Source organism: Saccharibacillus brassicae (assembly GCF_006542275.1).
GTDB classification, from domain to species: domain Bacteria; phylum Bacillota; class Bacilli; order Paenibacillales; family Paenibacillaceae; genus Saccharibacillus; species Saccharibacillus brassicae.
On the sequence record NZ_CP041217.1, the window covers coordinates 826,009 to 839,399 of the forward strand.

Sequence of the window (13,391 nt, forward strand, 5' to 3'; positions counted from 1 at the left end):
GAGTATTCCTATGTTTTTTGTGCAGAAAGTAGAAATAAGCGGAAGGCTCCTTTATACTGAAGAATAACCTACCTACATACTCGGAAATGGAGAGATTCGATTGACGATCGCCCGTGCTCAAACTTCGATTCGCAAAGACGTTTACCAACGCATTCTGGAGCTCGGCCCTGTCTCCAAAGCCGAACTGATGCGGGACTTCGCGCTGACCAGCAGCAGCATGACCCGCCTGCTCGACGACCTGACCGACCAGGACATCATCCGGGTATCGGGACTCGGCACTTCCACCGGCGGACGCAAGCCGATCCTGTTCCAGGCCAATCCTACGTACCGCTATTTGCTCGGACTGGAAATTTCCCGCATCTATTCGACGCTCGGCCTGTACGATATGCAGCTCAATCCGCTCTCGTCCATCCGCTGGAAAATGGATGCGGACACGACGCCGGAACGCTTGACGGAACGCGTCGGCGTCGAAACGGAACGCTTTCTGGCGCAGCACGGCCTGCAGCCCGGCAGCCTGCTCGGCATCGGGGTCGGCGCGGTCGGACCGCTCGACCGGGAGCGGGGCCTGATTCGCAGCCCCGAATTTTTCCCGGCCGCCGGCTGGGACGAAGTGCCGATCTGCGAGCTGCTGGAGCGGCGCCTGCGCCTCCCGGCGCGGCTCGACAACGGATCGAATACGGCGCTGCTCGGCGAACATTGGGCGCTGCGCGGCCAAAGCCCCCGGCATCTGCTCTATGTGCATGCCGGCGTCGGCCTGCGGGCGGCGATGATGTCCGACGGACGGTTGATCCGCGGCGCGGCGGACGCCGAAGGCGCCGTCGGACAGATGATCATCGCCACGGACGGGCCGCGCTTCGAAGGACGCGGCAACCACGGCGCGTGGGAAGCGTTCGTCTCGGTACGCGCACTGGAGAACCGGGTACGGACCCAGCTCAAAATCGGCCGTCCCAGCCTGCTCGCCGGCCGGCATCCGGACACGGTCACGTTTGCCGATCTGACGGAAGCGCTCGAAGCCGACGACGCGCTGGTGAAGGAACAATTCGACGAAGCGGCCGCTTATCTCGGCATCGGACTCGCCAATCTGATCAACGTGCTGCATCCCGACGTCGTCGTGCTCGGCGGGCCGCTGATCGAAGCGCATCCGCTCGTGTACGAGACGGCCGTAGCGACCGCGCTCAAAAATATCGTCAGCGGACATGAATACAGCCCCGCCTTTTCTTTGGCGGAGCTGAAAGAAAACGCGGTCGCGGCAGGCGCCGCTTTCATGCTGCTGCAGGAATGGACCGTCTGACGCGGCTTCCCGCTCAGCGCCGGTGCCGCTGGCGAAAGCGCAGCGGCGAGACGCCGAACCGTTCGGAGAAACGGCGCGAGAAATACGGCGCCGTCTCGAAGCCGACCCGTTCGGCGACGGACGCGATCGGATGCTCGGTCCGCAGCAGCAGCAGCCGGGCTTGTTCGAGCCGGCATTCTTCCAGATATTCCATCGGCGTCAAGCCGTTCACCCGTTTCATGCAGCGCGTCAAGTAATTGTAATGAAAATGCAGCGCTTCGGACAGCGCCGTCCCGGTCAGCGGCTCGGCGTAATGGGCCCGGATATAGCTCTCGGTCCGTTCGGCGATACTCTCCGCCGGGCTGCCCGAAGGATCGCGGCGGCGCAGGTCGAGCGAACGCAGCAGCTGTTCGAACAGCCGCTGGCGTTCCCAGACCGCGCCGGACAGGCTGCGTTCTTCCAGCCGCAGCAGCTGCTCCCCTTCGCCGCTGCCGCCCGGCGCGCCGGGCAGCATGCCCAGCTGGGGCAGCCGGATCGTGTACGGCGCCGTCGCGAAGCGGCCCATATGCCCGTCCCGGTCGGCAAAAGCCGGCTCGCCGCCTTCGTCCGCGGCGCCCCACTGGCCGAGCGCGCGAAAATGAATCCAGACAAAACTCGTGAGCTCCTCGCAGGGCCGGACCGCGTAATGATAACGGTCCGGCAGCAGCAGCAGCGCGTTCCCCGCCCGCACGTCCCAGTGCCGATGCTCTTCCCCGACAAACAGCGTGCCCCGTTCCACGAGAATAAGATCGAACATGCCCAGATCACGGCGATTCGGGTGGCTCTCCCCCGGTTCGTACAAGCTGCGGCCGCATTCCATAAAATACGGAAACGGCGGCGCCGCCAAATAAATGACCGATTCTCCCTGCTGCATCACTCTTCTTCCCCTTCTTCCGTTCCGTTTTTGGGTAACGCTTTCATTGAGTGTGAAATCCGACAAGAATCCGGGCGCTTTCCTTAATCGTCTCCTTTGATTCTAAGGCATATAATAACGTTGTACAGACCTAAATCCGATAAGCGAAAGGAAGAACCCCTATGTCCCCGATCCCGAACCCGTCCGAACGGGCGGCTTCCGCCGCTGCCGTTCCGGCAGGCGTCACCCTCAGCGATCCGTTTTGGTCCGATTATACCGAGCGGGTACAAAACGTCGTTATTCCTTACCAATATGAAGCGCTGCACGACCGCGCTCCGGGCGCGGAGCCGAGCGGCGCCGTCCGCAATTTCCGCATCGCCGCCGGGCAGGCGGAAGGGGCATTCGTCGGCTGGGTATTCCAGGACAGCGACGTGGCCAAATGGCTCGAAGCGGTCGGCTACTCGCTGCAAATCCGGCGCGATGCCGAGCTCGAACGCCGCGCCGACGAATTGATCGACCTGATCGGCGCGGCCCAGCAGCCGGACGGTTACCTGAATACGTATTTTACGATCAAGGAACCGGGCAAACGCTGGACCAACCTGACCGACTGCCACGAATTGTACTGCGCCGGACATATGATCGAAGCGGCGGTCGCTTATTACGAAGCGACCGGCAAAGACAAGCTGCTGCGGATCATGCAGCGCATGATCGACCATGTCGAAACGGTATTCGGCCCCGAAGAAGGCAAGCTGCGCGGCTACGACGGCCACCAGGAGATCGAACTTGCGCTCGTGAAGCTGTACAAGCTGACCGGCGAAGAACGCTATTTGAAGCTTGCGGCTTTCTTCATTAACGAACGCGGCCGGGAACCGAACTTCCTGCGCGAGGAATGGAAAAGCCGCGGCCGCCGCGGCCATTTCGAACCGAATGTGCGGCAAAATCTCGACCTGTCGTATTTCCAGGCGCACAAGCCGGTGCGCGAACAGTCCGAAGCGGTCGGACATGCCGTTCGGGCCGTCTATATGTATACGGCGATGGCCGATCTGGCCCGGTTGACCGACGACGAACAATTGCGGCAGGCCTGCATCCGGCTCTGGCATAACGTGACGCGCACGCAGATGTACGTGATCGGCGGGATCGGCTCGACCCATCACGGCGAAGCGTTCACGTTCGATTACGACCTGCCGAACGATACGGTCTACGCCGAGACGTGCGCGGCGATCGGCCTGATCTTCTTCGCCCAGCGCATGCTGCTGCTGGAGCCGAAGTCCGAATATGCCGACGTGATGGAACGCGCGCTGTACAACAACGTGCTCGGCTCGATGGCGCAGGACGGCAAACATTATTTCTACGTCAATCCGCTGGAAGTGTGGCCGCAGGCGTGCGCCCACAATCCGGGCAAGCATCACGTCAAGTCCGAACGCCAGGCCTGGTTCGGCTGCGCCTGCTGCCCGCCGAACGTGGCGCGGCTGCTGACGTCGCTTGGCCGCTATATCTATACGCAGCACGGCGACACGCTGTACACCAACTTGTATATCGGCAGCGAGCTGTCCGCCGAACTTGGCGGCGCGCAGGTGCGGATCAAGCAGCAGGCGGCGCTGCCGTGGAGCGGCGACGTCTCGTTCGAGATCGCCGCGGATCGGGCGGGCGAGTTCGCGCTCGGACTGCGCGTGCCGTCGTGGAGCCCGGACATGACGGCAGCCGTCAACGGCGAGCCGGTCTCCTTCTCGCGCGAAGATCTTGAGCACGGCTATCTGATTCTGCGCCGCGAATGGGCCGACGGCGACGTCGTTACCGTCTCGCTGCGGATGTCGACCGTGCTCGTCTACGCCGACGCACGGGTCAGAGCCGATGCGCACAAAGCGGCGATCCAGCGCGGGCCGTTGGTCTACTGCGCGGAGAGCATTGACAACGGCGAGCCGATCTCTTCGCTGCGGCTGCCGCAGACGGCCGTATTCTCGGAGCGCGGCGCCGACGATCTGCCCGGCGGCGCGATTGCCGTCGAGACGCAGGCGCTGCGCAGCGTGACCGTCTCGCCGGACGCAGGCGAAGAGAAGGCCGCCCTGTACGGCACCGTCCCTCCCCGCCTGGAGCCGGTCCGCCTGACGGCCGTGCCTTATTATCTGTGGGGCAACCGCGGCACGGGCGAGATGGCGGTCTGGTTGACGACGTCGGATTAAGACGTCGGATTAAGACGTCGGATTAAGACATCGGATTGAACGCGGCGGATCGCTTCCCACTTTCTTTCCGGCATTCTTTTCCGTATTCGAGCATAACCTGACGTTTTGACACCTGTATGCAAGTTCCTTACCGAACACCTTTCAAGCCAAACAGGCAGGAAATGCGCAGCTGCGCCTCTCCTGCCTGTTTTGTCTTTTTCCCATGCTGGTCTCGCTTGTTCCTTGCCTAACGTTTTGACACTCATTCGAACGTTGGACCATTTACCGGACTGTCCGCTCCCGCTAAGCTGGATCTAAGAGAAGCTGGCCCGATACAGATACCGATAACGATGCCGATCCGGCTTCCTCTATGCTGCACGTATCCATGTATCCTCTTCTATCCATGTATCCCTACATCCGGCCCAGGCCTATCCATTCTACATCCATCCTGCCCAACGAGGAGAACTGCCATGCCAACCGAATTTTCCGCCTTTTCCGCGCCCGCAGCGCTGCTGAACGATTACCCGCTTGATCGCGTACGGATCAACGATCCTTATTTGCAAAATGCTTTTGCCAACGAAGTCCGCTATTTGCGGCAGTACGAGCCGGACCGGCTGCTGGCCGGGTTCCGCGAGACGCGCGGCCTTGCGCCGCTCGCCGAGCCCTATCCCGGCTGGGAAAGCACCGAGATTCGCGGCCATACGCTCGGCCATTACCTCAAATCGCTGGCCCAGGCGTGCGCAAGCTCCGGCGATCCCGAACTGCATGAGCGGTTGGAGACGCTGATCGCCGGACTCGCCGAATGCCAGTTCGAGAACGGGTACCTGTCCGCTTTTCCCGAAGAGCTGTTCGACCGGATCGAACGCCGGCAGCCGGCCTGGGTGCCGTGGTACACGATGCACAAGATCGTCGCGGGGCTGACGGCCGCGTTCGAATATGCCGGCAGTGAACGCGCGCTGGCGCTCGCTGCGAAGCTCGGCGACTGGATCGCCGGCCGGGCGCTGGCATGGACGCCGGAGATCCGCTTGGCCGTACTGGCCGTCGAATACGGCGGGATGAACGACTGCCTCTACGACCTGTACCGGCTGACGGGCCAGACGGCGCATGTCGAAGCCGCGCACCTCTTCGACGAAGAGACGCTGTTCGGTCCGATCCGCGAAGGCCGCGACATTTTGCGCGGCAAGCACGCGAACACGACCATCCCGAAATTTCTCGGCGCCCTGAACCGCTATCGCACGCTCGGCGAGAGCGAACGCTTCTATCTCGAAGCGGCGGAACGTTTCTGGGAGATGGTCGTGCACCATCACAGCTATATTACGGGCGGCAACAGCGAATGGGAACATTTCGGCGAGCCGGACCTGCTGGACCGCGAACGTTCCAACTTCACGGCCGAGACGTGCAACACGTACAATATGCTCAAGCTGTCGCGCGAGCTGTTCAAGCTGAGCGGCGACGTCAAATACGCCGATTTCTACGAAAATACGTTCCTGAACGCGATCCTCTCGTCGCAGCATCCGCATACCGGCATGACGATGTATTTCCAGCCGATGGCGACCGGCTATTTCAAAGTGTACAGTTCTCCGTTCGACCATTTCTGGTGCTGCACCGGTACCGGCATGGAGAGCTTCACCAAGCTGAACGACAGCTTGTACTTCCAGGCCGCGGACGGCATCTTCGTCCACCAGTATGTCTCCTCGGAACTGGACGCCGAGGCGTTCGGCCTGAAGCTGCTCCAGCGCTCCGCCCTGCCGGAAGGCGATACGGCGTCCTTCGCCGTATCCCTGACCCGCCCGCAGTCCGGCCGGGTGTCGCTGCGCTTCCGCCTGCCGGCCTGGCTGGCCGGCGAGGCCGAGCTGACGCTCAACGGCGAACGACTGGATATCCAGTCGCACGGCGGCTTCGCCGTCGTCGACCGCGTCTGGAGCGACGGCGACGAGGTCGAGCTGCGCCTGCCGATGACGCTGCGCGCGGTCGGCCTGCCCGACGCGCCGCATGCCGTCGCGTTCAAGTACGGCCCGCTCGTGCTCAGCGCGGGACTCGGCCAGGAAGACATGGCCGAGTCCGCCACCGGCGTGGCGGTGAGCGTGCCGACGAGGCCTATGCTCGTCAAGGACTTCCTGACGGTACCCGGCAGCCCCGACGAATGGCTGCGCTCTTTCGCTTCGCGCTGGGAACGGCGCGGCGAAGATCTCGAATTCGTCCTGCGCGGCACGGACGAAGACGAGCACTTGACGTTCACGCCGCATTACAAGCGGCACGGCGAGCGCTACGGCATCTACTGGCGCATCGTCGAAGCCGATTCGCCGGAGATGCAGCGGCATATTCTGGACGCGAAGCGCAGCAGCCGCGTGGAAGACCGGACCGTCGACAGCCTGCCGGTCGGCAACGACCAGTACGAGCTGGAGCATAAAGTCCGCGGCGAGCGGACGTTCGTCGACGTCTGGGACGGCAGCACGACCCGCCGCGCCGAGACGGGCGGCTGGTTCGGCTATACGCTGTCGGTGCGTCCGCGCGAAGAGCAGGTGCTGGAAGCGACGTTTTTCTCCGGTCACCGCGGCGACCGGCCGATCACGATCGAAGCCGGCGGAACGCTGCTCTTCGAAGGCGTCCCGGCGTCCGACGTCGAACGCGGGTTCCATACGCATCGCTATCCGCTGCCGGCGGACCTGATCGGCGAGCGCGATACGCTCGACGTGATCTTCCGCGTCGCCGGCGAAGAGACAGGCATTTTCGGCATCCTGCGCGTCCTGATTCCGTTCGACACCGAAGCTTCGCTGCGGCGGCTTGAATTCAGTGCCGGCACGCTCGAACCGCCGTTCGAACCGGCGCGTATGCGCTACGCGCTGCATCTGCCGGCGGAGTCGGAGACGGCCGAGTACCTCGCCGTGCCGAGCCGCAGAAACGGCCTCGTGTACGAAAGCGGCGTACTGATCGAAGACACGATGCGCCGCACGGTCAAGCTCGGCGGCGCCCGCACGACGCTGCGCCTGACGTCCAAAGCCGAAGATCATACGGCAGCCCGCGATTACGTCATCGAAATCGTGAAGGCGGACACCAACTGAAGTCCGTCCCTTTGCCGCCCGCCGCTGTGCACCCGCCTAAGCCGGCCGGAATCTTCCCCGGCTGCACGCTTTCCCGGCCGCAGCGGGTCCGATCCGGCTCTGCTTGGCTCCGCCCGTTCCCTGCACCCCTGATTCCGCACACAAAAAGCGCTTTGCCCGATCAAGGGCAAAGCGCTTTTTCACCTGTTCGTTTTCCGATTTCTATTCCGTTTTCCGGGTTCTATTCCGTTTTCCGATTTCATCCCGTTTCCGATCCTTATTCGGGTTTCCGATTCTATCCCTTTTCCGATTACTTTTCCGGTTGCAGACTTCCGCGGCTCGATGCCCGTACCCCGCTTACCGGTCGCTGCCGATCTCCGCAGCCGGAGCCGCCGCCGTATCCGCTTCCGGCACGCCGAAGTCCGGCAGCCCGTCTTCCGTCCAGCCGAAAGCTTTGACGCGCGCATGGCGGTTCGGATCGTACAGCGGATCGCCCTGGATGTCTTTGTAACTCCGGGCGTGGTAGACGAGCAGCGGTTCGCCGCCCTCGCCGGTCGTAAAGCAGTTGTGGCCCGGCCCGTACTGCCCGTTCTCCTCGCTGGTCGCGAAGACGGGACGGTCCAGCTTCGTCCATGCAGCCGGCGACAGCAGATCGGCGTCTTCGTCCGCGAACAGCAGGCCCATACAGTAATGATGGTCCGTCGCGCTGCCCGAGAACGTGATCCATATCCGGCCTCCGTGCTTCAAGACCGCCGCGCCTTCATTGACCGAAAAGCCGATCTTTTCCCAGTCATGCTGCGGCGTGCTGATCATGATCTGCGGACCTTTGAGCGTCCAGCCGTTCTCCATCTCCGACAGGTACAGATTCGAATTGCCGGGAATGTTCGGGTCCTGCTGTGCCCATACGTAATAACGTTTGCCCCGGTGCTCGAACGACGTCGCATCCAGCGCGAACGATTCCCAGGCAGTGATCATCTGGCCTTTTTCTGTCCACGTTCCTTCGAGCGGGTTATCCGACGCATTTTCCAGCACGTACATCCGGTGATCGAACAGTCCTTCGTTCGTCTCCGTCGTATGCGCCGCCGCGAAATACATATACCATTTGCCGTCGATCCGGTGCAGCTCGGGAGCCCAGATGTTGGCGCTCATCGGTCCGCTTTGCCGTTTGGTCCAGATTACGACGGGCTCTGCTGTCCGCAGCCCTTCGATCGTCCGGGCCCGTCTGAGTTCGAGTCGATCGTATTCCGGCACCGAAGCGGTAAAATAGTAATAGCCGTCGTCGTGCTTGTGAATATACGGGTCGGCCCGCTGCTCGATCAGGGGATTGCTGTACCTTTTCGTCTCGTCCATGTCCATGTCTCTCCTTGTGTCCTTGAATAGGGATCGTGCTCAGCCTTTGACCGCGCCGGCCGTCATGCCGTCGATGAAATATTTCTGGAAGGCGACGAACAGCAGGAAAATCGGGATGATCGAGAAAAACGAACCGACGATCAGCAGATCGTAGTTGTTGCCATACGGCGTCAGCAGCGTCTTGAGTCCGATCGGCAGCGTATATTTGCGTTCGTCGCTCAGCACCATGAACGGCCAGAGGAAATTGTTCCAGCTGTTCATTCCGTTCAGGATCGCCATCGCCGCGAACGAAGGCTTCATGATCGGCAGGATCAATCTCCAGTAGATGCCGTATTCGCTCGCTCCGTCGACGCGGCCCGCCGCGATGATCTCTTTCGGAATGCCGCTCAAATACTGCCGGAAAAAGAAGATCGTCGCCGCGCTCGCGATACCGGGCAAAATGATCGCCGAATACGTATTCATCAGCTTGAGGTTGAAGATGAGGGTGTACAGCGGAAGCAGCAAAATTTCGAACGGCACCATCATGATCAGCAGCACGCAGATGAACAAAAAGTTTTTGCCTTTGAATTCATAGGCGGAAAAGCCGTAGGCGACCGTCGCGCTGACGATCAGCGTAAGTGCCACCTGAACGACCGTCAGCAGCAGCGAATTGAAAAACCAGATAAAATACGAATGGTCGCCCGTAAACAGATAGGTATAATTGTCGAAGCTCATGACCGACAAATCGAACTTCAGATTCAGGCCGTAGCGGATCAGCTCTTCGCCGGGCTTGAACGAAGCAAGCGCGATCGCGTAAAAAGGAATCAGGATCACTCCGCACAGCAGCGTAAACAGAACGAACAGCAAAATTTTGAGCGGAATGTCTTTTTTGACCGACAGGCCCGAGCGTTCGTTCATTTTGAGCGTCGTCTCTTTCTTCATCTTAATCCTCCTTCTTGAACAGTCCGGAGAAGGCGAGCTGGATCATGTTGATCGTCATCGCCAGCACCAGCAGCACGATGCCGACCGCCGCCGCGTAACCGAGATTGCTTTTCTCGATCCCTTGGCGATACAAATAGCCGACGATCGTCAGACCGATATTTTTCGGAGAATTGTTGCCGTTCCAGATCATCAGACTTTCGATAAACATCGCAAGTCCCGCGTAGATGCTGATCGTCAGCACGTAGATCGTCGTCGGCTTGAGCAGCGGCATCGTGATCATGCGGAATTTCTGCCACGCCGAAGCGCCGTCGATCGAAGCGGCTTCGTAATAATCTTCCGGTATGCTTTTGAGTCCCGACAGGAAATACAGGATATTCACACCGAGCCAGCGCCACGTCGCAAGCGCCAGCAGCGCGATAAAGCCGGTCACCTGCCCTTTGAGGAACTTGACCGGTTCGATGCCGAACAGGCCGAGGAAGCTGTTGATCAGCGATCCGTCCATTTCCCCGAACATGAGGCGGAAGATCGTGCCGGCCACGACGACCGAAGTCAGCGCGGGGAAAAACAGCGACGATTTGAAAAATTCGCGGCCCCACATGAATTTGTTGTTGATCAGTACCGCCAGCAGCATCGGCAGCGGAATAAGGATCAGCAGCGTGCAGAGCATGTACACGGCGCTGTTCATGACCGCTTTGAGGAAGATCGTATCGCCGAGCAGCTTCGTATAATTGTCCAGTCCTATCCACTGCGCTTCCTGTCCGAGCGACAGCTTCTGGAAGCTCATCGTGAACGAACTGCCGAGCGGATATACCCAGAAGACCAGGAATACCAGAATGAACGGCATTACGAACACGTAGGGAGCGACTTTTTGCGAGTACAGGAATCGTTTGATCATTTCTCGGCACCTTCTTTGAATAGAGAACCCCGCCTCCGCGCAAAAGGAAATCTTTCGCGGCAGGCGGGAGCTCGTTAGAATGGAAAACGCGGCTTGCAGGCTTGTTCAGCTGCATGCGGATCGGTAAGCGGTCTATTGAAGTTCCTGCTCGATCTGCGCCTGGGCATCGTTCAGCGCCTGTTCGATGTCTTTGTCGTCTTCGAAAATCTCATTCAGCGTTACGGTACTGAATACGTTGTTGATCGTCGGGGAAGCGGGTACCGATTTGACGAATTTGATTTCGTCGCGAATCTCGTTCAACACGTCGAACGGATTGTTTTTGAAATATTTCACGAATTCGTTGTCCGGGTTATGCGTCACTTCTTTCATGTCCCACACTTTCATGTTGACCGGATCGAAGCCGAGCGTGTTCCAGATTTCGATGTTCGCGTCTTCGGACAGTTTGGCGAAGGCGAGGAAGTCTTTGGCGAGCTGTACGTCTTTGGCCGTCTTGGTCACGACCGTGCCTGTTCCGCCGCCGCCGACCGAACGCGGCATGCCTTTTTCGAACACGGGAATCGGCGCGATCGCGATCTTGCCTGCGAGGTCCGGCATGTAGTTCGTAAAGCGGGACATCATCCACAGCGGCATGAAAGCGGTAGCGTAATTGCCGGAGTTGTATTCGCCGTAAGCTTCTTCCGTATCCGGCTGTCCGCCGGCGATCGTCGCGATGACGTTGCTGGCCTGAAGGTCTTTGAGCATCTTAAGCGCTTTGGCCATCTCCGGTGTGTTCACCTGCGGCTTGCCGTCGGCATCCGTGTAATCGGAACCCTGCTGGGCCAGCAGCATCGATTCTTGCCACGGCGCGCTCGTGTCGGCGGTGCCCATGTATTTGCCGGTTTTTTCGTAGACCTGCTGGCCGGCTTTTTTGAAATCGTCCCATGTCTCGATCTTCGTGTAGTCGACGCCGGCTTCATCCAGAATTTCGGTATTGTAAAAAGCGACCGAAGCGCCGACGTGGGTCGGAATGCCGTAATTTTGTCCGTCTTTGGTATAGATATCGATACGGGATTTGACGATGGTGTCGCGGTAAGGATCGATAACGTCGTTCAGCGGTTCAAGCTGCGGGGTGCCTTTGAGGAAATCGGGGAATTTGCCGAGCTCGATATCGGCGATGTCCGGCGCGCCCGTGCCGGTCTGCAGCGCGATCGACAGCTTGTTGTGCATATCGTCGTAAGGCATGACCGTAACGTTGAGCTTGATCTGGCGGTCGGCGTTTTCCTTGTTCCACTTTTCGAGCATCTTCTCGAAATGCTTGCCGTGCAGTTCGACGAACGTCCAATAGGACAGCTCGGTGGCGCCTTCGCCCGCTCCCGCGTCGATGACCGACTTCTCGCCCGACGACGCGCTGCTCGGCGTATTGCCGCAGCCCGACATCACGAGCAGCAGCGCGCACAGCGTTAACAGGATCCATCCTTTTTTCATCATCTTTTTTGACCCTCCCGAATAATAAGAATATGTAACGCAAATACGCTTCTCTGTTGATCCCCCTTTGTTTTAGATAAATCCAAAACGATTAATCAATGATTGAATGTATACGCTTGCAGGAATAAAATAACATAGGAATCCCCCGTTGTAAACTACAAGTTTCAAAACGTTCGCGAACGAAAATCCTATAGGAAAGGCTTTGCAGTAGCGTTTTCAGATTAATATCCGAAAACGGGGTACTTTTTATTTTAGTTTAGATAAATCTATAATTAAATGCCTGTTTTGCGTATATTTCTGCTTCCAAATGTATCTTTTTCCTTTCGACAGGGTCCGAATTCCTTTTTTTCGTGCTTTATGTTTATAATGATCTAAACTAGTGAACCGTTTCAGGACAACTTGGGAAAGTGGGAACCGACATGATCTACATCAAAGAGCTGATGAACGGCATCGATATCTTTAAAGCGTTAAGCTCGGAAATCCGCATACAAATCCTCGAACTGCTGGCGCGCCACGGCGAACTGAACCTGAACGAACTGGCCAAAAAGCTCAAACTGAGCAACGGCGCGATCACCCCGCATATCAAAAAGCTCGAAGACTGCGGACTGATCGAGATCCGGACGGCGGGCGGCAAGCACGGCCTGCAGAAGCTGTGTTACCTGAACAAAGACAAACTCATGGTCGACCTGCGCAGCAAGGAAGCCGACAATCTGTACGAAGTCGAGCTTCAGGTCGGGCATTACAGCGACTACAAAGCGGTCCCGACGTGCGGCCTCGCGACCAAGGACAGCATCATCGGCGATTTCGACGACCCGCGCTATTTTGCCGATCCCCAGCGGATCCACGCCGAGATTATCTGGCTGGCCGAAGGCTTCGTGGAATACCGGATTCCGAATTACCTCAAAGCCAACCACAGCTTCCGCGAGATCCAGTTTTCGATGGAGATCGCTTCGGAGGCGCCCGGCTATAACGATTTTTATCCGTCGGACATCGATTTTTCGCTCAATGGCATTCCGATCGGGACCTGGACGAGCCCCGGCGATTACGGCGACGTGCGCGGCACATTCAATCCCGATTGGTGGCCGCCGCATCTTAACCAGTACGGCATGCTCAAGCTGATCCGCGTCAACGGCGAAGGCAGCTTCGTCGACGGCTGCCGCATCTCGGACGTGACGCTGGCCGATATCCGGCTCGATTACCGGAGCGAACTCACTTTCCGTATGGCCGTCACCGAAGGACCGCTGAACAAGCGCGGCCTGACGCTGTTCGGCCGGCATTTCGGCAATTACGCCCAACATCTGCTCGCGCGCGTGCTGTACGACGTGCACGACAGCGAAGCGCCGGCCGAAGAATCTCCCGCCGCGGCTTCGGCGACCTGACGGCGCCGGGTTGGCGCAGA

General features: G+C 59.3%; 9 protein-coding genes. 4 read left to right on the forward strand and 5 right to left on the reverse strand.

Features of this window, described 5'->3' with window-relative positions; translation table 11 throughout:
- Positions 1-100 precede the first annotated feature (100 nt).
- Positions 101-1,291 carry an ROK family protein gene (locus FFV09_RS03290; protein ID WP_246098459.1) on the forward strand — a complete coding sequence of 397 codons (1,191 nt, stop codon included), beginning with the start codon at positions 101-103 and terminating at the stop codon, positions 1,289-1,291.
- Positions 1,292-1,304: 13 nt separating this feature from the next.
- Here the strand turns inward: FFV09_RS03290 and FFV09_RS03295 are convergent, their stop codons facing one another.
- Positions 1,305-2,183, reverse strand: coding sequence for a helix-turn-helix transcriptional regulator (locus tag FFV09_RS03295; RefSeq protein WP_141450312.1), 879 nt, complete (start codon positions 2,181-2,183; stop codon positions 1,305-1,307).
- A 161-nt stretch (positions 2,184-2,344) separates the two neighbouring features.
- Here FFV09_RS03295 and FFV09_RS03300 point away from each other — a divergent pair, with 161 nt between their 5' ends.
- A complete protein-coding gene (locus FFV09_RS03300) occupies positions 2,345-4,342 on the forward strand; it encodes a glycoside hydrolase family 127 protein (RefSeq protein ID WP_141446357.1) in 1,998 nt (665 codons plus the stop codon).
- 449 nt (positions 4,343-4,791) lie between these two features.
- The gene (locus FFV09_RS03305) at positions 4,792-7,383 is read left to right on the forward strand and encodes a beta-L-arabinofuranosidase domain-containing protein (RefSeq protein WP_141446358.1); all 2,592 of its coding nucleotides are present in this window, start codon (positions 4,792-4,794) and stop codon (positions 7,381-7,383) included.
- A 336-nt stretch (positions 7,384-7,719) separates the two neighbouring features.
- Here FFV09_RS03305 and FFV09_RS03310 read toward each other — a convergent pair whose 3' ends face one another.
- The 4 genes from FFV09_RS03310 to FFV09_RS03325 form a co-directional block, all read right to left on the reverse strand.
- Complete coding sequence (locus FFV09_RS03310) at positions 7,720-8,712, reverse strand: glycoside hydrolase family 43 protein (protein ID WP_141446359.1); 993 nt, start codon at positions 8,710-8,712, stop codon at positions 7,720-7,722.
- A 39-nt stretch (positions 8,713-8,751) separates the two neighbouring features.
- The gene (locus FFV09_RS03315) at positions 8,752-9,609 is read right to left on the reverse strand and encodes a carbohydrate ABC transporter permease (protein ID WP_141450313.1); all 858 of its coding nucleotides are present in this window, start codon (positions 9,607-9,609) and stop codon (positions 8,752-8,754) included.
- A 25-nt stretch (positions 9,610-9,634) separates the two neighbouring features.
- Complete coding sequence (locus FFV09_RS03320) at positions 9,635-10,528, reverse strand: carbohydrate ABC transporter permease (protein ID WP_141446360.1); 894 nt, start codon at positions 10,526-10,528, stop codon at positions 9,635-9,637.
- Positions 10,529-10,660: 132 nt separating this feature from the next.
- Positions 10,661-11,992, reverse strand: a complete 1,332-nt coding sequence (locus FFV09_RS03325) for an ABC transporter substrate-binding protein (RefSeq protein WP_141450314.1) — start codon at positions 11,990-11,992, stop codon at positions 10,661-10,663.
- Between the two features lie 419 nt (positions 11,993-12,411).
- Between FFV09_RS03325 and FFV09_RS03330 the strand changes: the two genes are divergently transcribed.
- A complete protein-coding gene (locus FFV09_RS03330) occupies positions 12,412-13,371 on the forward strand; it encodes an ArsR/SmtB family transcription factor (RefSeq protein ID WP_141446361.1) in 960 nt (319 codons plus the stop codon).
- The last annotated feature ends 20 nt before the right edge of the window (positions 13,372-13,391 follow it).

What these genes read in the sequence shown, in the direction of transcription:
- FFV09_RS03330 (WP_141446361.1), top strand. Translation starts at nt 12,412, where the DNA reads ATGATCTACATCAAAGAGCTGATGAACGGCATCGATATCTTTAAAGCG.
- FFV09_RS03325 (WP_141450314.1), bottom strand. Translation starts at nt 11,992, where the DNA reads ATGAAAAAAGGATGGATCCTGTTAACGCTGTGCGCGCTGCTGCTCGTG.
- FFV09_RS03300 (WP_141446357.1), top strand. Translation starts at nt 2,345, where the DNA reads ATGTCCCCGATCCCGAACCCGTCCGAACGGGCGGCTTCCGCCGCTGCC.
- FFV09_RS03320 (WP_141446360.1), bottom strand. Translation starts at nt 10,528, where the DNA reads ATGATCAAACGATTCCTGTACTCGCAAAAAGTCGCTCCCTACGTGTTC.
- FFV09_RS03305 (WP_141446358.1), top strand. Translation starts at nt 4,792, where the DNA reads ATGCCAACCGAATTTTCCGCCTTTTCCGCGCCCGCAGCGCTGCTGAAC.
- FFV09_RS03310 (WP_141446359.1), bottom strand. Translation starts at nt 8,712, where the DNA reads ATGGACGAGACGAAAAGGTACAGCAATCCCCTGATCGAGCAGCGGGCC.
- FFV09_RS03315 (WP_141450313.1), bottom strand. Translation starts at nt 9,609, where the DNA reads ATGAACGAACGCTCGGGCCTGTCGGTCAAAAAAGACATTCCGCTCAAA.
- FFV09_RS03295 (WP_141450312.1), bottom strand. Translation starts at nt 2,183, where the DNA reads ATGCAGCAGGGAGAATCGGTCATTTATTTGGCGGCGCCGCCGTTTCCG.